This window comes from Fannyhessea vaginae DSM 15829, from assembly GCF_000159235.2.
Lineage (GTDB): Bacteria > Actinomycetota > Coriobacteriia > Coriobacteriales > Atopobiaceae > Fannyhessea > Fannyhessea vaginae.
On the sequence record NZ_ACGK02000002.1, the window covers coordinates 133,853 to 155,018 of the forward strand.

General features: G+C 44.4%; 14 protein-coding genes. 12 read left to right on the top strand and 2 right to left on the bottom strand.

Features of this window, described 5'->3' with window-relative positions; translation table 11 throughout:
• Window positions 1–17: 17 nt before the first annotated feature.
• The 3 genes from HMPREF0091_RS04715 (at window position 18) to lgt (ending at window position 4,154) form a co-directional block, all read left to right on the top strand.
• Complete coding sequence (locus HMPREF0091_RS04715; protein ID WP_006303149.1) at window positions 18–2,615, top strand: U32 family peptidase; 2,598 nt, start codon at window positions 18–20, stop codon at window positions 2,613–2,615.
• Between the two features lie 475 nt (window positions 2,616–3,090).
• Window positions 3,091–3,324, top strand: a complete 234-nt coding sequence (locus tag HMPREF0091_RS06335) for a NifU family protein (protein WP_029575192.1) — start codon at window positions 3,091–3,093, stop codon at window positions 3,322–3,324.
• A 5-nt stretch (window positions 3,325–3,329) separates the two neighbouring features.
• The gene (lgt, locus tag HMPREF0091_RS04725; protein ID WP_029575193.1) at window positions 3,330–4,154 is read left to right on the top strand and encodes a prolipoprotein diacylglyceryl transferase; all 825 of its coding nucleotides are present in this window, start codon (window positions 3,330–3,332) and stop codon (window positions 4,152–4,154) included.
• A 150-nt stretch (window positions 4,155–4,304) separates the two neighbouring features.
• On the opposite strand, the gene HMPREF0091_RS04730 is transcribed toward lgt, so the two are convergent.
• Window positions 4,305–5,177 carry an aldo/keto reductase gene (locus tag HMPREF0091_RS04730; protein WP_006303152.1) on the bottom strand — a complete coding sequence of 291 codons (873 nt, stop codon included), beginning with the start codon at window positions 5,175–5,177 and terminating at the stop codon, window positions 4,305–4,307.
• 413 nt (window positions 5,178–5,590) lie between these two features.
• Between HMPREF0091_RS04730 and glmS the strand changes: the two genes are divergently transcribed.
• The 7 genes from glmS to HMPREF0091_RS04765 all read left to right on the top strand — a co-directional run bounded on the left by glmS (window position 5,591) and on the right by HMPREF0091_RS04765 (window position 16,309).
• Window positions 5,591–7,438, top strand: coding sequence for a glutamine--fructose-6-phosphate transaminase (isomerizing) (gene glmS / locus HMPREF0091_RS04735; RefSeq protein ID WP_006303154.1), 1,848 nt, complete (start codon window positions 5,591–5,593; stop codon window positions 7,436–7,438).
• Between the two features lie 103 nt (window positions 7,439–7,541).
• Window positions 7,542–8,096 (top strand): holo-ACP synthase, encoded by a 555-nt coding sequence (acpS, locus tag HMPREF0091_RS04740; protein ID WP_006303156.1) that lies wholly within the window; start codon window positions 7,542–7,544, stop codon window positions 8,094–8,096.
• Between the two features lie 159 nt (window positions 8,097–8,255).
• Complete coding sequence (locus tag HMPREF0091_RS04745) at window positions 8,256–9,851, top strand: bifunctional ADP-dependent NAD(P)H-hydrate dehydratase/NAD(P)H-hydrate epimerase (RefSeq protein WP_006303157.1); 1,596 nt, start codon at window positions 8,256–8,258, stop codon at window positions 9,849–9,851.
• Between the two features lie 197 nt (window positions 9,852–10,048).
• Entirely contained in the window at window positions 10,049–11,206 is a 1,158-nt protein-coding gene (gene alr, locus HMPREF0091_RS04750) for an alanine racemase (RefSeq protein ID WP_006303158.1), read from the top strand.
• 71 nt (window positions 11,207–11,277) lie between these two features.
• Window positions 11,278–11,808, top strand: a complete 531-nt coding sequence (gene tsaE, locus HMPREF0091_RS04755) for a tRNA (adenosine(37)-N6)-threonylcarbamoyltransferase complex ATPase subunit type 1 TsaE (protein WP_006303159.1) — start codon at window positions 11,278–11,280, stop codon at window positions 11,806–11,808.
• Between the two features lie 12 nt (window positions 11,809–11,820).
• On the top strand, window positions 11,821–14,364 hold the full coding sequence (tsaD, locus tag HMPREF0091_RS04760; protein WP_006303160.1) for a tRNA (adenosine(37)-N6)-threonylcarbamoyltransferase complex transferase subunit TsaD: 2,544 nt from the start codon (window positions 11,821–11,823) through the stop codon (window positions 14,362–14,364).
• Window position 14,365: 1 nt separating this feature from the next.
• Window positions 14,366–16,309: an NAD(+) synthase gene (locus HMPREF0091_RS04765; protein ID WP_006303161.1), complete on the top strand. Its 1,944-nt coding sequence runs from the start codon at window positions 14,366–14,368 to the stop codon at window positions 16,307–16,309.
• 191 nt (window positions 16,310–16,500) lie between these two features.
• Here HMPREF0091_RS04765 and HMPREF0091_RS04770 read toward each other — a convergent pair whose 3' ends face one another.
• Entirely contained in the window at window positions 16,501–17,889 is a 1,389-nt protein-coding gene (locus tag HMPREF0091_RS04770) for an endonuclease/exonuclease/phosphatase family protein (RefSeq protein ID WP_006303162.1), read from the bottom strand.
• A gap of 292 nt (window positions 17,890–18,181) precedes the next feature.
• Between HMPREF0091_RS04770 and HMPREF0091_RS04775 the strand changes: the two genes are divergently transcribed.
• Together HMPREF0091_RS04775 and HMPREF0091_RS04780 are read left to right on the top strand one after the other, a co-directional pair.
• Window positions 18,182–19,663 carry a branched-chain amino acid transport system II carrier protein gene (locus tag HMPREF0091_RS04775; protein WP_006303163.1) on the top strand — a complete coding sequence of 494 codons (1,482 nt, stop codon included), beginning with the start codon at window positions 18,182–18,184 and terminating at the stop codon, window positions 19,661–19,663.
• A 154-nt stretch (window positions 19,664–19,817) separates the two neighbouring features.
• A complete protein-coding gene (locus HMPREF0091_RS04780; protein ID WP_006303164.1) occupies window positions 19,818–21,029 on the top strand; it encodes an FprA family A-type flavoprotein in 1,212 nt (403 codons plus the stop codon).
• Window positions 21,030–21,166: the final 137 nt, after the last annotated feature.

Genomic DNA, 21,166 nt, shown 5'->3' on the forward strand with positions numbered 1-21,166 from the left:
TATAAGAAAGGGTTTCGTTGCACGTTTGTTCACCTCACAGCTCACAAGCTAAGTTTCCTTTAGAACTTTTAGCTCCCGCAGGAAGTCCTGCTGCTTTTTATGCAGCTTTATACGCAGGAGCAGACGCTATATACTGTGCGCTTGGTTGCGATTTTAATGCACGCCGCAGTGCGGATAATTTTTCGGACGAAGATTTTCAGCAGGCATGTAAAGACGCACATATTCTAGGCGTACATGTGTACGTACCCATTAACATCGAAATGCGAACCGAGGAGATTCCGCGCGTATTAGCATTGGTTGAACGTGCGTATACGCTTGGTGCTGATGCTTTTATTATTCAGGACTGGGGCGTTTTGTTTGAAGTACGCAGGCGCTTTCCGCATATCGAGTGTCATATTTCTACTCAGTCAAACATACATGATTGTCGCGGTATTGCATTTTGTCGCGCGTGCGGTGCACAACGCGTCACACTTTCGCGCGAGCTTAGTTTGCCCGAATTGACTAAACTCTCAAAAGAGGGTGTTGATTTGGAGTGCTTTGGGCACGGTGCCTTATGTTTTTGTTATTCAGGTTTGTGCATGTTGAGTTCACTTAACGGCGATCGTTCTGCAAACCGCGGGCTTTGTGCTCAGCCGTGTAGATTGCATTATCGTATGTACGATGACGAAGGTCACGTATACACAATCAAGAAAAACGATCATCTTCTTTGTCCCAAAGATTATTGCGTACAAGATAAATTACAGGATATGGCACAAGCAGGAGTTTTCTCGCTTAAAATTGAGGGAAGAATGAAAAGTCCTGCGTATGTTTATGCCGTTGTTCGTGCGTATCGTATGCGTATGCAGGCACTTTTGGAACACAGAGATCTAAGCCATGAAGAAGAACAAACCATTCATAACTTGCTGCAACGAAGTTTTAACCGCGGCTTTACTCATGCGTATTTAGATGGAACTTCTGGAAATGAAATGATGAGCTTTGATCGCTCAAATAATCGTGGTCAATTGGTTGGAAGCGTTGTTTCATCTCGTGATTTAGGCGTCTTTAAGCGCCCGCGCCCCGATAAACCAGGTCGTTTTCGCTATAAGCCAACGGCAGAAATTACGGTGTTATTGTCTTGCGAAGTTCATAAAGACGATTTATTAGAATTGCGCGAAGACGGTCACAGCGATTTTTTGACTTCGCGTGTTACCCATGATGCACAAGCTGGCGATACAATTATCTGTCAAACCGCGCGTCCTCTTCCGCAGGGCTGTCCTGTTCGTATGATACGTTCTCAAGAATTGATGGATATAGCCGATAAAGCTGCTCGTCATGTGCTTGTACGTCGTCTGCCTGTTGTGTTTTCTATATATGCACACCTGAACGAAAAATTTATTATCAGCGCTCAAACCGCAGATGGTCGCGCTGTGGCCACGCTTGCAGGCGATCCGCCGCAGGTGGCAAAAACGCGCGCGCTTACTAAAGAAGATATTATTGCGCATGTAGGACGTGTGGGAACTTCTCCTTTTGAGGTCGAATCCTTTTCTATTGATATGGACGAAGGACTTGGCATGGCGTTCTCAACGCTTCATCATCTCCGCCAACAGGTACTTGAGGATCTTCAACATTCCTTATTGGAGCCCACGTCACAACGTGCGCGCACTGAGGCGCTTCGTCGCATGCGCAAGGGATTACCGTTTACTCAAAAGCCTACTATGGACGCACTTGCAACCGAGCTGGCGTATGGTCGTCAGAAAAATTTGCTCTTGGGCATGCGTGATAGCCGCGTGCATGAGCAATTGTCTTCCCAGCTCTTTTATGGAGCGGTTATCTGTGCGCTGGTGCCTTCGGTAGAAGCTGCATACACTGCAATTAAAGCTGGCGCAACCAGGCTTTATGCAACCGTTGATACGCTTTTGTACGCAAAACACCATCATCAAGCATGGCCTGCGCACCACGTTCCCATTCCTTTGTTAGACGAGGTTTGCCGCGAACGCGATCATGTGCGCAATGATTCGTTTGTACAGCGCGATAAGTCTTGTGCGGTGGGAAATATGTCTGAGCTTTTGCTTGCTCATCAAAGCGGTGCAATAAGCGAAATCAGACCTTGTGTGCCGGTTTTTAACACCTCAACTATTGAGGCACTTGCGCGATACGGTGCAAGTACTATATGGTTTTCGCCTGAATTAAGCCTGCGCGAGCTTATTGGGTTAAGCCAAGCCTCACCTTTGTGTACGGGTATACTTGTATTAGGAAGGCCTCGTACGATGACAACTGAGCACTGCATTTTACAGGCGGCAAACCAGTGTATTCATAATTGTCTTAAGTGCCGATTGCGTCAAAGGCACATGTGGCTTGAGTCTGAGCGTGGCGATAAACATGCCTTTACCGTTGATTTAGAAGGAAGAAGCAGGCTGTATTCGGCGCATCCGCTTGATGCAACGCCTCACATTCCAGCACTTATGGAAGCAGGCATGAATATGTTCATGGTGGATTGCACGCTTTTGTCAACTGAACAAATTGTACAATACATCCATCATGTACAACATGCCGTACTTGCTGGGTATAATCATAAACAGCCAAAGCCGCGCATGGTTGGTTTTTCGGCAGGCAGACTTTTTGACGAAGTAGGGTAGAAGAAGTAGGGTAGACAAAGACTTAACAATACGTATGTACCATGTGGCAGAGCTTGGGTTTTGTAGATGTGCGCTATCGGTACGTGCGTGTTGAAACCTTAAAGTACACAAGCTCAATATAAGTGATAGGGGTACGGTCGTGGAAGAAACATATGATTCGCAATTTTCGTCGTACACGGAAGGTTTTAAGAGCGATGATTTCAAAGATTTAGAGCAATCTTCAATTAACGAATATAACGTAGCTGCAGATGCTGCTGCGCGCACTCGTGCGCTTGCGGCAGATGAAGCCGCTGCGCGCGCATGTGATGCCGACGTTAAAGATGATGCTTCTGAGCACGCTGAAGATGCCCAAGCTTCCGCGGATACCCAAGCGGCTGCCACAGGTTCATCTCCTGATATTTCACCTGAAGCCCAGCATGAGCTCGATAACTTTCAAGCGCATGAAACACCCAGCGAAAAGCCAGCTCATGTTCCTATTAATCGCGAAATTCTTGAAGCAACGCTCGACGTTATTCGAGAAAGTCTGCAGGCTGATGGCGGTGATATTGTGCTCGTTAACGTGTCAGATGATGGCGTAGTAACGCTTGATATGGTTGGCGCGTGTGCAGGGTGCCCGATGTCTGCCTACGATATGAGCGAAGGCGTAGAGCGTATCTTAAAAGAGCATGTTCCTGGTGTTGTAAAAGTTGAACCTTCGATGATGTGGTAGATGCTATGTGGCTAAATGATTTTTACCAAACGCTTAATCCTATTGCTTTGCAAATAGGCCCTTTTATTATCAGATGGTACGCGCTTGCCTATATTGCTGGTTTTATTTCCGCTGGTATTGTGATGTATAAAACATCGCAAGCGTGGAAGATTCCTTTGGGTATTGATCGCGTAATGGGGTTGGTAAACGCAAGTATCATCGGCGTGATTGTGGGCGCTCGTTTAGTGTATGTGCTGTTTTATGGGTTTTCATATTACAGTGAACATCCACTTGAAGTTTTTTTTCTCAGTCAAGGCGGTATGAGTTTTCACGGTGGACTTTTGGGTGCGCTTATTGCTGGATATATTATGTGTCGCTTTGTATATAAAATTTCATTTGTAACTGTGTGCGATTTAGCTGTTATCGGTACCTGCCTGGGTCTCTTTTTTGGCCGATGCGCTAACTTCATTAACGGTGAATTATGGGGAAAGGCTTGCGATCTTCCCTGGGGTGTTATGTTTGCTCATACCGGTGGCGGATTTGTGTATCGTCATCCTTCACAGTTGTACGAAGCTGTGCTTGAAGGCTTGGTTATCTTTACCGTACTTTTTACGCTTGCTCACTCAAAGAAGCGCAGCTATGAAGGGGAGTTTATCGGCATTTTTTTGGTGCTGTATGGCACGTTTCGCTTTTTGGTTGAGTTTGTGCGCCTGCCCGATGCACAACTTGGGTACTTATGTGGAACTGATTGGCTTACGATGGGGCAATGTCTTTCACTGCCACTTATTGTGTTGGGTGTGCTTGTTCTTTTTTGGTCGCGTGCGCGCAAAATTGAGCATCATTTGTCTTAAAGCTCAGTTGTCATAGAGGTGATACGTTGCCTGTTTGCATTTTTGAACGTAAAACAATAAACTCCGTACCTGACAAAGCGGATACGGAGTTTTTTCTATTACCCTAATTTATATTTGAGCACACATTCCAATTTTTCTACCTTAGCCATGCTATAGCGGAGTATTCATACACTCTTTAAGCCAGACCTCATCGTTCATGGGGTGTGATATCTTTCCATCCGCTCTTCCAAGTGAGGTAATGCCTTTGATTTCGTCTTCGGTGAGCTTAAAATCAAAGACATTTAAATTTTCGGGCAGGCGCGCTTCGTGTACAGTTTTAGGAATCACCGCAATACCACGATCCAGTTGCCAGCGTAGCACCACCTGTACCGGAGTTTTGTGGTACTTTTGAGCACAACTTTGAACGATATCGCTTTGCATAACCTGGGGATTTGCACGTGCAATGGGGCAGTATGCAACTGGCTGAATATTGTGTTTATGCAGGTAACGTACTAAAGCTTCTTCGGGCCATAACGGATGAATTTCAATTTGATCACAACTTGGCATAACGTGCGCGTGCTGCATAAGATCATTAAGCATAACTTCATTAAAATTGCTTACACTGATGTTTTTGATAATGCCTTGGTCGTGATAATCTTCTAACACATGCCATGTTTCTAAAGCATTTTTACCCCACCAATGCAGATACATCATATCAAGATAATCTACCCGCAGATCTTTAAGAGAACGATCAATGGAGCGTTTTGCCAGCTCTTCTCCGTAATAGTTGGGCCATATTTTAGTTGCAACAAAGAGATCTCCACGCTTTACATCGGTGTGAGCAATTGCTTGACCTACTTCTGCTTCGTTTTGGTACATCCATGCCGTATCAAGCGCGCGGTATCCAAGATCGAGTGCTTTAAGCATTAAATCAATCGCGTTATGCGCCTTGTACGTGCCTAATCCAATTAAGGGCATAGCATGTCCGCTGTTTAATGTGGTGCTATGTTCTATACGTTTATTTTTGTTGGTATTGTCTCCCATAAAATTTCTTCTTTCTGAACGCAACGCATAAACAAATCATAAGACGTGTGTTGGGATATGCATATTGTCATTCGACGCATGTGTAAGAATATAAGTCCTTTTTACATAGTATAAAGGAGCGAAATATCTAAAATCTAGTGTTAAACACAATCTTCCAAACAAGCGTTAATTGCAAAGTAGATACATCACAAGCAAATTTCTACGCACATAACATACAACCAACAAACTAAGAACCAACATACAAAATTCTATGTAATGCCTTGTGCCGTATGGATGATATGCACCAAAATGCATTATACTGTAGTTCATGCTAGGATAGGTAATCACAAGTCACAAAGACCAACATACGGTGCACTCTTGAAGCACCGCACGCGGTGTATAAAACCCGCGTTAATGACTATTTCGGAGGATGTATGTGCGGAATTGTTGGATTTACTGGAAAAAAACAAGCAAAACATTTTTTGTTACAAGGCCTTGAGGCACTTGAATACCGTGGTTATGATTCCGCGGGTATTGCGGTTGTTTCCGACGATAAAGAGCTTCACAGTGTAAAATGTGCAGGCCGTGTGCAAACGCTCATTGAGCGCAGTGAGCTTGCCAACCTCAATGGATTTACAGGCATTGCGCATACACGCTGGGCAACACATGGTGCTCCTACCGACAAAAACTCGCATCCTCATTTAGACGATAGCGGAAGAATTGCCATTGTTCATAACGGTATTATAGAAAACTTCCGCCAACTAAGAGCGTATCTTGCGCAAATAGGTCATACGCTTAGGAGCGAAACAGATTCTGAAGTTATTGCTCACCTAGTAAGTGACGCATATAATGGTCCAGCACAAGGCAATCTGCTTACCGCCGTTAGATATGCATGTGAGCGTTTGCAAGGTACTTGGGCAATAGCTGTTGCATGTGCCGATTTACCAGACGAAGTGGTTGTTGCTCGCAAAGGATCACCACTCGTTCTTGCCTCTACACCTCAAGGTGCCTATGCCGCAAGCGATATTACACCTATGGCATCGGTTGCTTCGCATGTTATTCAGCTCCAAGACAATCAGTTTGCGCGTCTTAACTCAACAGGTGAAATTACGGTATTTGATGATAACGGTATAGAAATTGCACATCCCACTACGCTTGATATCAATTGGGATGCTTCAGCAGCAACGCTTGGTGGTTATGCCGACTTTATGGCAAAAGAGATTGCCGAGCAACCCGAGGCACTTGAGCGGTTGCTTAAAGGTCGTCTTACGCCTGATGGTATTAAGCTCGATGAGCTTGCAATGACGAGCGATGAGCTTGCATCCGTAGACAGAATTTATATGATTGCCTGTGGTACCTCGTATCACGTAAGTTTAATTGCCCGCCAATACATCGAATCATGGGCAAAAATTCCTGTTTGCTGTGAATTTGCTTCAGAGTTTATCTATAAAGAACCACTTATTACTGATCATACCCTTTGCATTATCATTACACAGTCGGGCGAAACGGCAGATACGCTTTGCGCAGCAAGAAGAATGAAGGCGTTAGGATGCAAAGTTATAGCTATTACCAATGTGTTGGGCTCATCGGCTGCGCGCGAAGCAGATGGTGTTGTATACGTTCAAGCAGGTCCTGAGATTTGCGTTGCTTCAACAAAAGCATATACGGCACAAATTGTTGCTTGTGCGCTTGTTGCGCTTCAACTTGCATACGTCCGTAAAACCTTGGAATATAGCGACGTTCAATCCCATTTTGAGCATCTTTTGGCATTGAGCGATCTTATTCGTGAGGTCATTTCTCGCAGATGGCAAGACAAACAAATCGCTCCTTTATTTAGAAATGCTCATTCCGCGCTGTTTTTGGGCCGCGGTGCAAATTCAACCACGGCGTTTGAAGGTGCGCTTAAACTCAAAGAGCTTAGCTATCTCCATGCTGAAGCCTATCCTGCTGGTGAAATGAAACATGGTCCAATTGCACTTTTGGAGCCAGGCTTTTTGGTTGTTGCAATTGTTCCGCAAGACCATGTACACGATAAAACCGTTTCAAATATTCAAGAAGTTATTGCACGTGGCGCAACATGTATTGCGGTTGCAACAGATGGCGATGAATCAGTTGCTGCTCAATGTGAGCATACGCTTTGGATTCCCGCTTGTCCCGAAGAGGATCTTGTGCCTATCGTGGCTATTATTCATTTACAACTTTTGGCGCGTTATGTGGCGCGTCTGCGTGGTTGTGATGTTGATAAGCCGCGCAATCTTGCAAAGTCGGTCACGGTTGAATAGTTTGCGTTAATTGGCAGGTATTGATTACAACTTGTGCGATAATGCACAATAACGCACAATGGCGCGCAAGAACACATGTTTGGATAAAAGGAGTGCACGCAGGATGGAACATCAGAGCATGATGCAATCAGGCATTGGTGTTGATATGTTCGAAATCGAACGCATGAAGCGTGCACTCACATTACATCCAAGTCTTAAAACGCGCGTATTTACGGCCGATGAGATTAGCTATGCCGATGCTTGCGCCCGTCCTGCCGAGCATTTTGCTGCATTTTTTGCTGCGCGCGAAGCCGTAGTTAAAGCGTTAGGCACAGGTTTTGCTTGTGGCATTGGATATGCTGATATAAGCGTTGCCCACGATGCGTTTGGAAAGCCCTATCCTGTTTTATCGCGAACCGCTCAAGAAATTGCAGATCAAGCTGGTATTATTAAAATTGCTTTGACGCTGAGCCATACGCATACGGTTGCCGTTGCCAATGCTTTAGCATTAACGCAGGATATGATAGCGTCTGATGACGCTAAACCTTCGCCCAAAGAGAAGTTAGCGTATTCGTTTAAGCAGGCACGTGGCCTTATTGATGAGCTTGAGCGGCTTGATTACGCAGAGCTTATGCATTACGAAACAGATGCACAAAAGAATTCTTCATCAACAAATTAGACATGTGTTATCCGTATAATGTAGCTCTATTAAATTATATAAAAACGTATAATAATTCTAACGGATCGAAGGCGTCTGGTGTATTAAGCTACACCCAAAGCTTAATACGTATGACGTGGTAAAACGTATAAGTACGGGCGTGTTTTATAGGAGTGTTTCATGCAACCGGTTCTCAATGTTGAGGATATAAAAAAAGTCGAGCACCATTTAGCTGATGTAGGCGTAAGTATTTCTGAACTTATGCATCGTGCAGGCTTGGCTGTAGGAAGAGAAGTCGTTGAGCTTAAAGAAGTTTCAACTGTTACTGTTATGTGTGGCTTTGGCAATAACGCTGGAGATGGTTGGGTAGCTGCTGCTTATCTACTTAAAAAAGGTTGTACCGTTACCGTTGTAACGCCAGTTGAAACCGATGAGCTACAAGCAGACCTCATTCGTGTATGTGCAAAGTCAGCAGAGGCTCAAGGGGTTGCAGTGGTTGTTGCTCCTCCTCGCGAAGAGCTGGAAGAGCTACTCTTTAAAAGCGATGTTGTTATCGACGCTATGTTTGGTACGGGTTTTCGCGGTTTTGCTCACGAGCCGTTTTCTATTTGGATCGACTGTGTTAACGAATCTGCTGCACGCGTTGTTGCTGTTGATGTTCCAAGCGGCCTTTCTGCGCAAACAGGGCTTAAACAGGGCAATTGTATTATTGCCGATTTAACGGTTACGATGATCGCGCTTAAACCAGGACTTTTATGTGATGATGCCCGTGATGTAGTAGGCGCTATTGTAGTTGCTCCTTTAGCAGAACAAAGTGATTATCTTGTGCGCGAAGCTGATCCTGTTGCATGGCGTGTTGATTTTGATGATTATGCTGATGTCATTCCACAACCTTCTAAGGCGCACGATAAGTATTCACGTGGTACGGTATTGGTCGTTGCGGGCTCTACTCGTTTTCCAGGAGCAGCTATTATGGCTGCTTTAGCGTGTGCACGCGCTGGTGCTGGATATGTAACGCTTGCAGTTCCAGAATCTATAGCTGCGCTTGCTCAATCTCATCTGTTAGACATCCCTGTTCTTGCGCTTCCTGCTTCTCCTGAGGGAACTTTTGGAGCTGCTGCATGTGAAGCAGTTGCGCAACTAGCTCCTAAATTTGACGCGTGTCTTATAGGGCCAGGCATGAGAGTAAATGCGCACACGGTAAGCATTGTATCAGCTTTGTTGACGTCAAATGTTCCGCTTGTAGTTGATGCAGACGGCCTTAACTGTATTGCTCGTCTTACTGGTAACAAGCTTGATAAATTCCCCGAGCTTATACGTCGTAATGCTCCCTTGATTTTAACGCCGCATCGAAAAGAACTTGCTCGTTTGGTAGGTCTTGAAAAAGAACCTCTTTCTACGTTAAGCGCAACGCTAGAAGCTGCACGCCGTATTGTGTGGTCTGATGGCGGATCCGAGCTGGTAGTTATGGCAAAATCGTCTGCAACGGCATGTGTGTCAACCGATGTTGCGCTTTTACCAAAGCCAGGCCCTGCCTGTCTTGCAACAGCCGGTACGGGTGATGTTTTGGCAGGTATTACCGCGTCGCTTTTGGCTCAATCACATGTAACTAACGAAGAGTTGGTGTTGCTTGCTTCGTATGCATGCGAGTTGCACGGCGCTTCCGCGCTGTTAGCACAAAAGAAATTTGGTGAAACCGCAGTTATGGCGCATGATTTACTGAACTATATTGGGCTTGCTGCACAAGATTTTGGTGATTCTTTTTCGCAGGCTTAAGTTTTTTGATACGTTTATAGATCTCATATGACGTATATGAAAACTTACGTTATCTGTTCATGCAAAAGTATCTACGCAAGCTCATGCGTTTTTGCTCAATGAGCACAATGCGGGTTTTCATGCATATTTCATGATGCGATGCACAGCTTATAACGTATATTGCAATATTTTGGCAAAGGATAGTAAAAGGATAGTAAATGCAGGAGATAGGTCCAAAGAACAGATGGTCATGGGTGGAAATCAACCTTTCCGCACTTCGTCGTAACGTTCGTACGTTTAAGAAATTGCTTAACCCATCAGTAAGACTTGTGTGCGTTGTTAAGGCCGATGCATACGGTCATGGAGCCGCCGCGTGTGCGCGTGCTATGAGCTCGGCTGGTGCAAATCAATTTGCGGTGGCAACGGTTGACGAGGGGATTGCGCTTAGAAAATCTGGTATCACTCAGCCAATTGTTCTGCTAAGCGAGCCTCCTGAAACAGCGATTGATGACCTTATTGAGTATTCGCTTATTCCTACTATCTATACCACAGAATTTGTTCTTGCGTATGGTGAACGCTGCGTTGCACATAATACCGTTGGAAAATATCACATGGCTCTTGACACGGGAATGACACGTGTTGGGGTTGCTGCAAGCGATGCGGTAGAATTTCGTCACACCATAGATTTTCATCGGGGCATTAGCTGCATTGGAACTTCAACGCATTTTGCTACAGCCGATATTGAAGGCGACTGGGATTTTAGGCGTCAATATCAAGTATTTTCAGATGCTATACGCGAGTTACATGCGGCTGGATTTTATACGGGTCTTATTCATTGCAATAGTACCGCGGCAACTATTTTACATCCCGAACTACAGTTTGATATGTGTCGTGTAGGCATTGGTCTCTACGGTCTTCACCCCAGCGAAGCTACAGTTTCTCGTCTTGAGCTTTCACCTGTTATGTCGGTAAAAGCGCGCGTTGTGCGTGCGGTTGAGCCTCGTATTGGCGACGGCGTCAGTTACGGTATGACCTATCGTGTAAGCGACCCTCACCTACAGATTGCAACCATTCCACTTGGCTATGCTGATGGTCTTTCGCGCAGCTTGTCTAACAAAATGGATGTGTTAGTTAAAGGACAGCGTGTTCATCAGGTTGGTCGTATCTGTATGGATCAGTGCATGTTTGCGTATCCGCTCCAAACGCTTGCCCATCCTCAAGGCTTTGCGCCCATCGAGCGCGGGGATGTTGTTACCGTATTAGGTGAGGATGGTGCAGAATACATCAGTGCCGATGAACTAGCAGCTTTGCGCAACACCATCAATTACGAAGTTCTTTGTGATTTCTCCTTACGCTTAGAGCGAATCTACCTCTAAGAATGGCTATAATTGTTACATAGTTTGTACCGTGTAACTTTTATGCTCATATATCCCGGGGAGGGATTTCAATGGATAAGAACATCTGTTCGTCTATACATATGACATCGCCAGGAACGTTTATTACGGTGTCAACAGAGCAAACGCAAGCCTTGGGTACGTTGCTTGGAACGCTTCTTTCTGCAGGTGATGTTCTTATTTTAACAGGTGATTTGGGCGCGGGAAAAACACAGCTAACCAAAGGCATCGCTGCAGGTATGCAGATTGCTGACGATGTTACCAGCCCAACATTTACTATCGAAATGGTGTACGAAGGTGCGCATATGCCTTTGTATCACTTTGATCTGTATCGTCTGAGCACCCCCGAACAACTAGAAGATACTGGTTTATATGATGTTTTGGATTCAGATGGCCCATGCGTTATCGAGTGGGGTGAGCAATTTGTTGATGAAATTGGCCCAGATCGTATGGACGTTGTTATTACACGTTTATCGCAAGACGGCCACACTATGGCAGAACCGCCTCGTCAAATTAGCTTTATTGCACATAATGACCATATGCACCACCTTGTCGACCAGATAAGTTCGCATTTTTGTGCGTAAGGAGTGAACTCTATGAATTTTGCTACTCAAAAATCGTCCCATGTAGTTGCATTTGATACATCTACCGATATGCTTGCCTGCGCAACCGCGCGTGTTGTTTTGGATTCACCCACTTCAAATAATGCAGAAAAGAAAAGCTTGCTTCCGCAGAACGCATCTTTTAAGGTAGTTGATGTTCACGCACAAGACCACCTATGCCGTCGTCGTGCAAATGTAGAGCTTGTTAATACCATGCTTGGCTGCTTGGATAGTGCGCATATATCGCTTGATGATGTTGACGCAGTTATAGTTGGACGAGGTCCTGGCTCATTTACAGGCGTAAGAATTGGTATTGCTACCGCAAAGGGTCTTTCTTGCGGCATGAGCAAAAAATTGTACGGTGTATCGACGCTTGACAGTGTTGCATGGAATATGTGGCTTCAAGGGGTAAGAGGTCGCGTTGCTGTGGTAGCAGATGCTATGAGAAAAGAAGTTTACCCTGGAATTTATAATCTATGCGAAGAAGGAGCTTTGCGCACGTTTGCGCTTGAACGTGTTGTAAAAGCCGATGTCGCCGTCCAAGAATTTTGCGCACGTGCTGATAAAGATGAACTTTTATTCTCGGGAGATGCATTCACTAAATACTCAGATCTCTTTAAAGGTGCAGGTCTTACTCGTATTGCGGATGAGCCTTTGTGGCATCCAAGCGGAAGTGGCCTTATACAAGCTTATGTCTATGCACTTACTCACAACCAACTTAAAAGCGGAGATCCTGCTTTGGTGCTTCCTGTGTACACACGTCTTTCCGATGCCGAAGAGCATGAACGCCAAAGGCTTGGCTTGAAAGAGCCCGTTCAGGTACAAACAACAGGTGTAAACGATGAATTAGCAGGTCTTCATTGCCAGTTGCGTCCTATGTCGGTAAACGATGTACAAAGTGTTTGTGCACTCGAAAAAGCCTGCCATGCTCAAACTCATCATACGCCCTGGACTGAGCAGATGTTTGCAGACGAGTTAAGCCAACCCAATCGTTCGTGGTGGGTTGCTCATGACGAAGCAGATATTATTGGATTTGCAGGTGCGGTGTTATCAGGTGACGAGTTCCAGATAAGCGATATTGCCGTTGCTAAAGCGCGTAGGCAAAACCATATTGGAGAGCGTCTGCTTGAGCGTGTAGCTTACGACGGTCAAATGTATGGTTGTACGTCGGTTTCGCTTGAGGTAGAAGCAGATAATGCACCTGCACGTGCGCTGTATAACAAACTTGGATTTACACGCATTGCAACGCGAAAAGATTATTACGGAAAAGGTCACGATGCGTTCATGCTTCGTGCAGCTTTGCCTCTTGACACCACGTCCCTTCATAAAAAAGAACAGGCACGTCCCGCCGCTTCTGTGCGCCCGTGGCCCATATGTGCTGCTACGCGCTCGCAAGCAGGTTTAGATGCGCTTAGGCATGCTGGTGATCTTATCTTGGCCATTGAGTCTTCCTGCGATGAAACAGGCCTTGCTATTATTGATTCTCATGGCGAAGTGCTTGCAAATGTAGTTGCAACTTCGCTTGATTTTCATTCACGTTTTGGCGGTGTTGTTCCCGAAATTGCTTCACGTAAGCATGTAGAAGCTATTGTTGGCGTATTTGAAGAAGTTATGCAACAAGCTGGTGAGAAGCTCGGTCTTGACACCTTGGTTCCGCAGGATCTTTCAGCTGTAGGAGTAACAGCAGGTCCTGGTCTTGTTGGTGCGTTGGTCGTTGGCGTCGCTTTTGCAAAAGGCTTGGCAGCAGGTGCTCATCTTAAACTTATCGCAGTAAATCATCTTGAAGGGCATATGCTTGCAAATCTGTACGAAACAAACGATCTTAAGCCACCGTTTATTGCATCGTTGGTGTCGGGTGGAAATACGCTGCTTGTCCATGTTAAAGCATGGGGTGTCTACGAAATTTTAGGAGCAACGATTGACGACGCAGTAGGAGAGGCTTTTGACAAGGTTTCAAAAGCTTTGGGCTTAGGCTATCCAGGTGGTCCTATCATTTCTAAACTCGCTGCTAAAGGTAATAAGCGAGCAATTCATTTTCCTCGCGCAATGCTTCATTCGCACGACTATAGTTTTTCGCTTTCGGGCTTAAAAACTTCGGTTATTACCTACATTGAGCACGAAAATCAAGCAGGTAGACCTATCAATTTACCCGATCTTGCGGCTTCGTTTGAGGCAGCTATCATAGATGTTCAAGTTGCAAAAGCTTACGAAGCACTTAAGCAAACGGGTGCGCGTGATTTTTGTGTGGGCGGCGGAGTTGCTGCTAATAAAGAGCTGCGCGATGCTTATATCGAGGCGTTTACCAAAAAAGGTATACGTGTAACTGTTCCACCGATGGTTGTTTGCGGTGATAACGGCGCCATGATTGCCCTGGTTGCACTAAGGAATTGGCGCGCAGGCATCTTTGCTGACTTTTCATTAGACGCAAATCCTAATTCTAAGTTTGGTGATTGGTCTTGTTTGGCACAGCCTTGCGTATCGCCTAACTGGCCTCCTAAACGTTTTCCTCACGGCACAGGTAAAGGAGCCTCACACTAGTATGAAAGACGGTTTTATAAAGGTTGCTACACGCTCGCCGCATGTACAGGTGGGGTGTGTTTCAGAAAATGTTGCAGCATGCTATGAAGAAATTTTAAGTGCTTACCGCGACGATGAGGCACGCCTTATTGTGTTGCCCGAGCTAAGCATAACAGGATATACCTGCGAAGATTTGTTCTGGCAAGCACAACTTATCACCGAGGCTCAACAAGGCGTAGAACGCTTGATACAAAAATGCGCTAACCTTGATGCCCTTATCTTAGTGGGTGCACCTGTTTCGGTGAGATCTAACCTTTATAACTGTGCAATTGTTTTTCATCGTGGGCGTCTTTTGGGTATTGTTCCAAAACACGCGCTTCCTACCTATAACGAGTTTTACGAGCTGCGCCATTTTACCCCAGGTGAACACGAGGTAACCTATATCAATTTTGCATCGTTTTCTCATGTTCCTTTTGGTATGAATCAACTTTTTACCTGCAGCTCTGTACCTCAGTTGACGGTTGCTGTAGAAATTTGCGAAGATCTTTGGACACCTTGTCCGCCCTCTATTGCTCATGCTTTAGCTGGTGCAACAATTATCTGCAATTTGTCCGCATCAGACGCACAAATTGGCAAGTGCGCATATCGTCGTAATTTAGTTACCAATCAAAGCGCTCATTTGATAGCAGGATATGTATACGCTTGCGCTGGGTGGACGGAGTCAACTCAAGATCTGGTATTTTCTTCGCATAATCTTATTGCCGAAAACGGCACGCTCTTGGCCGAAAGTAAGCCATTTTCACATACAGGTGTTTCTACCGAGATAGATGTAGACATGCTTGATCAGGAGCGTCGTCGTACGTCTACGTATACCAGCACTATTGCCGCCATAAAAACGTATGTGACCACCTCATTTGACCTGCAGGTGCGCCCCTGTACGCTTACACGTTTTATTGATCCGCATCCTTTTGTGCCTGCCCAAACTGCCGAGCTCTCCGCCCGTGCCGAAGATGTGCTTTCTATTCAGGCTCACGGCCTTGCTAAGCGACTTTTACATACGCATACAAAAACTGTCGTGCTTGGTGTATCAGGCGGTCTTGATTCTACGCTTGCACTTCTAGTATGTGCGCGTGCTTTTGATATGATAGGGCTTGATCGTGCAGGAATTATAGCGGTTACCATGCCAGGCTTTGGTACTACCGAAAGAACTCATGGTAATGCGGCTGTTTTAGCCGATGTCCTTCATGCAACCCTCAAAGAAATTCCCATTTCTGCAGCTGTTTTACAGCATTTTGAAGATATTGCCCACGATGTTCACGACAAAGATGTTGTGTACGAAAATTCTCAAGCGCGCGAACGCACACAGATTCTTATGGACATTGCCAATCAGGAAGGTGCACTGGTAATCGGTACAGGTGATTTGTCCGAGCTTGCGCTTGGTTGGGCAACATACAACGGTGATCACATGTCGATGTATGCTGTTAATGTTGGTGTTCCTAAAACCCTTGTTCGTCATGTAGTCGCACACGTTGTCCATAGCTGTTCTACGTCTTTTGATGAATCACAAGATTTACAAGATGTATTACTTGATATTTTGGCTACGCCGGTGTCGCCCGAGCTTTTACCAGCACACGATGATGGTACCATTGCACAAAAGACCGAGGATTTAGTTGGCCCGTATGAGCTTCACGACTTTTTCTTATATCAAGTCTTAAGGCGTGGTTTTAGGCCTTCAAAAGTCTTTCGCTTGGCACAAACAGCTTTTGCAGATAGCTACGATAAAAAAACGATCCTTATGTGGCTTAAAACGTTTTATCGCAGATTCTTTAGTCAACAGTTTAAGCGTAGCTGTTTACCCGATGGACCCAAAGTTGGATCGTGCGCCCTTTCTCCGCGCGGCGACTTTAGAATGCCTTCTGATGCATTTTGTACCGATTGGCTTCGCGAATTGCAATCTTTTGAATAGTGTTCAAAAGACGTACAACAAGTTAGAACACATGTTTAACTCACGAGCCAAGCGACAACGCGCAGGTGTGTAAAACTATCCATACAAAACAAATAAGCGCCCAAGCTTTGCGCTTGAGCGCTTTTTGTATACGCATTAACTAACGTACTCATGGAGTGCTTCTAAGGCGATTTAAGCACCTTTATCCTAGCTTACGCACCAGCTTTGAGCTTAAACGTTAGCAAAACGGGATTATGGTCACTGGTTGCAAACCCCGTATCTATATTATGCGCTTGTGCTTCAACATTATTTGAAACAATAAAACCGTCTACGGTTGTGGTATACGTTACACCTTTTTCGTAGGCAATATCATCGCCTCTACACGTTGGAACTTCCGATAAATTATCCGCTGCAACGCAGGTAAAGCCTTGTGGAAGGTCACTTGCATTAAGCGGTTTCACCCAATCGGGAATACCTTGCTCGCTTGGATAAAGCTCCAGAGAATCACACAGAGCGTGATTCCAATCACCGCCTGCAATCACATAATTGCCCTTTGCATACTCGCTAACAAGTGTGTTAGTAAGTAGTTTAAGCTGTGCTGCTCTAAATTTTCCGCCTTTATCGTAGGCCGACATATGCGAATTGATGAGCACCAGCGAATGTTTATCGGGAAGCGTATAGCGTGTAATTTGAAAACATCTGTCTAAATCAAAGTATTTATCAGGGAAATCAGTGGTAACAGGATAGCTTCTGCGAATAGAATTTATCATGTTAACGCGCGATAACGTAAGAATTCCCGAATTAACTTTTCCGTGCATATCGTGTAAGGGGTAGGCAAGAAAACCCGAATGGAAATTAGACGCAAAACTCGACTCGTAGGTAGAAAACGTATCTTTAACCGCCTTTACTTGGTTAACGTGATAACTTCTATCAGAATCGGTGTCGATCTCTTGAAAGAACATAAAGTCGGGCGCGGAGCCATTTGCCGCTTGAGCAATCGTTGCAATGGATCCTTGAGTTGCGGCTTCTACGCTTTCTAGACTTACTGCCTTGCCATGAGTCCCTTGTTTAGGCGTGCCATCCTTCATAACGCCTTTATCCATAAAGAAGGTATAATCGGGCGTATATGCACCAAAACCTACGTTATACGTAGTAAGTGTATAGGTGGTGTCATAGGACACTTGTTGAGGCTGATTACCTTGCAAATCGGTGCGTGGACTTTCAATTTTAAGCATTTTATTATCGGCTATGCGCGAATAATGACTTTCAAGATAGGCGGCATATCCAACAAATGCAAGCACCGCAAGGACAACAACAAGTATTCCTAGATATACAACTGCCTTAACGATCGAAAAAGCTTTATGATGCTTATAATTCTTGTGGTGTGTCTTTTCTTTGGTTTGTTCAGCAAGATTTTTGAAAACACTTTTATGCAAAAGCGAAGTACTTGTTATATGAGCTGAACTTTCTGCATGAGGCATGTTTATCTCTTGCATTGCTTGTTCAGTTGAAGCTTCTGGCTGTTGTTCGAGAGAATTATCTTCTTCCGAAGCGCCTACACGCGTATCAGAATCGTCTCGATTATATGTTTGGTCTTTCATACTTGCTCCTTTATGTCCAAAACACAGAGATGAGCACATTTGTTGTAGCACCATAACAACTATTATAAATAATTAGTTTTACGATACAATTACTTTCGCACTATTGTAGCGTACTTTTGCACGTTGGTAGAACAGCTCAATCATGCACGTATGTGTAGTAAGCGCCTTCGCGAGTGTTCACTGCAAAATAGGGAATAACACTATTACTCGCTTAAAGTAATGAGGTATCGTCTGCGCTTAGTTTGTATATGTATCAATGATTTTATTTGTAGGTAAAGAGTAGGATAAGGCTTTGAACTTTTCATTTCGTGACGTACGGAGAACATTTGTAATAGCAACAGCTTTGTTTGCTATGTATTTTGGTGCTGGAAATCTTATTCTTGCACCTTATATAGGAGCTAACGCAGGGCGTGATGTTCTATGGGTACTTGCTGGTTTTTTCATTTCGGGTGTTGGATTGCCAATGCTGGCACTTATTGCGTTGTGTTTGGTGGGGTCTCCTGCCACGATTTCAATGCATATATCACCTCTTTTTAGCAAAATTTTTACGCTTTTAGTATTTTTAACATTAGGTCCTTGCATGATTGTGCCGCGTACCGCCGCATGTGCATATGAAATGACTAAACCATTGATGCAGGGGCTTGTAGCTCCCTTATCTGTCGTGTGTACAGCTGCGTGTTCATTAGTTGGTCAGGCTCAGGTAGCTGCTACACATATAGATGTACTTGTGAGTGCATTCATGTTGATATTGTTTTCCGCGCTGTTCTTTGCTATTGCTTACAGCTGTGCAGTTCATCCAGGCAGTTTAACAAATATCATGGGAAAAATTTCGGGACCATGCTTATTGATTCTTATGCTTACACTTATTGGTTCGTTTTTCTTTCAGCGTCCAAGTACACCACCTCAGATTGTTAATTCTTTTTCAGCCTTTTCACAGCAGCATGTTATTGTTGAACATTCAAACGCTTTAGAATCAGGGCTTTATTCGTTTGCGCAAGGTTTTATTTGTGGCTATCAAACCATGGATGTTTTTGGAGCATTTATCTTTGGTTCTATTTTAATTCCTTACATTAAAGAGCAAGGTATTACCAAGCAAGAAGATGTTGTTCGTCAAGTTATAAAATCAGGCTGCATAGCTGGTGTACTTATGATGTGCATATATGCAGGTTTTGCCTTTGTTGGTGGGTGTATGTCGGGAACAGCTCAACACTTCGATCAAGGCGCTTCTATTATTGCGTCTGCTGCGGCGTTTCAATTTGGTTCATGGGGTTCCTTAATTGTAGCTGCAATTTTTACGATTGCGTGCTTAAACGTATGTATGACACTGTCGTGTGCGGCAGGTGAATATTTTGCCAAGACAAGTGAAGGTCCACGCTTCCGCTGGGCTCTACGTGCGGTATGTTTTGTTTCGTTTGTTTTGGCTAACGTTGGATTATCCGCAATATTAAGTTATTCTGTACAAATTTTAACGATTATGTACCCGTTGGCGGTTTGCATCATCGCAATGGCTCTCATCACCTCATACACTAAGAAGAAACGTGCCACGCTGCCCGATGATACCTGGCTACCTTATCAAATTGCCTGTTTAGTATGCGCGCTCGAGACAAGTATCGTGGTAATTCGCGATATGTTCTTTACAACAGTTACGCTTCCATTTGATTTTGTGCCACTCGCCGATTTGCATCTTGAATGGACGATCATTACTTTGCTGGCATTTATCTGTACATATGTATTCCAACAAGCTCGCGCTTATGTTCGGCGTTCAACGCTGTAATTTCTAAAGCTTGCTTGTATGGTTATATAATTGCTGTATGCAATGCGGTTGAAAGCTGGAGAGGGTTTTTAAGCGCACTGATACTTTGTCTTATTCAACTCGCGTCATCTTGCGTAGCACCTTGTTACAAAAGATGATATAAGGGAGGATACGTATGTATAACGTGCGTAAAGTGGTAGATGATATTTGGTGGACAGGAGCGCAAGATCGTCGTCTTGAACTTTTTGAAAACACCTATCGTGTACCTGCAGGAATGTCGTATAACAATTATGTCATCATGGACAATAAAACCTGTCTTATGGACGGCATTGATGCAGCGGTAGAGCATCAGTTTCATGACAATCTTGATCACGTATTAAACGGTAGACCCCTTGATTATATGGTAGTTGACCATATGGAGCCCGATCACTGTGCGGCTATTCCGTATTTAGCCGAAAAATTTCCTGATATGAAAATTGTTGCAACGCAAAAGGCGTTTCGCATGATGGAACAGTTTTACGATTTTGACGTTCAAAGTCGAGCGGTTGTGGTCAAAGAAGGCGATACCTTGTCGCTTGGCAAGCACGTTTTGCGCTTCATTATGGCTCCTATGGTTCATTGGCCAGAAGTAATGGTAACCTATGACACAACTGATCATGTGCTTTTTGCTGCCGATGCGTTTGGCGCATATGGTGCTATGCACGGTAGTCTTTTTGCCGATGAAGTAAACTGGGAAAAGGATTGGTCAGATGAAACGCGCAGGTACTACACCAATATTGTGGGGAAATACGGTCCACAAACACATGCGCTGTTAAAGAAGGCCTCTCGTTTAGATATTTCATATATTTGTCCTTTGCACGGCTTTGTGTGGAGACAAGATTTTAATATGCTTATTGATCGTTATGAAAAATGGTCTACCTATACACCCGAAACCAATTCAGTTGCTATATTTTATGGTTCTGTGTATAGCGGAACCGAAAATGCGGCGGACATTCTATCGGTAAAGCTTTCAGAAAAAGGTATAAGAAACGTACGTGTGTTTGATGTATCAAAAACCGATTTATCCGAAATGCTTTCCCGTGCATTTGAGTATTCTACATGGGTATTTGCTGCAGCAACGTATAATTTAGGGGTTTTTGATCGCATGCATTTTTTGCTACACGATATCAAAACGCATAATTTGCGTAATCGCTGTGTTGGTCTTATAGAAAATGGTACCTGGGGTCCTTTGTCAGGCTCATTGATGGCTAAAGAGCTTGAAAGTCTTAAAAACATCACGATTCTAGAACCGCGCGTAACGATTCATTCTGCACCCAAAGAAGATACCCTCATTGAACTGGATAAACTTGCCGATGCGCTTGTATCAGCTGTTAAAGATTGTGCTTAGTCTTTGGGGCATGGTGCATACAAGTTCAATAAAAGTTCATTTTAGGTGATGATAAAATGAACTCTGTAGTACAATAGACCCTGAGTTCAATTTGAGCTCAGGGTTTTTGTATGGCGTTGTATGATGCGTTGATGTGT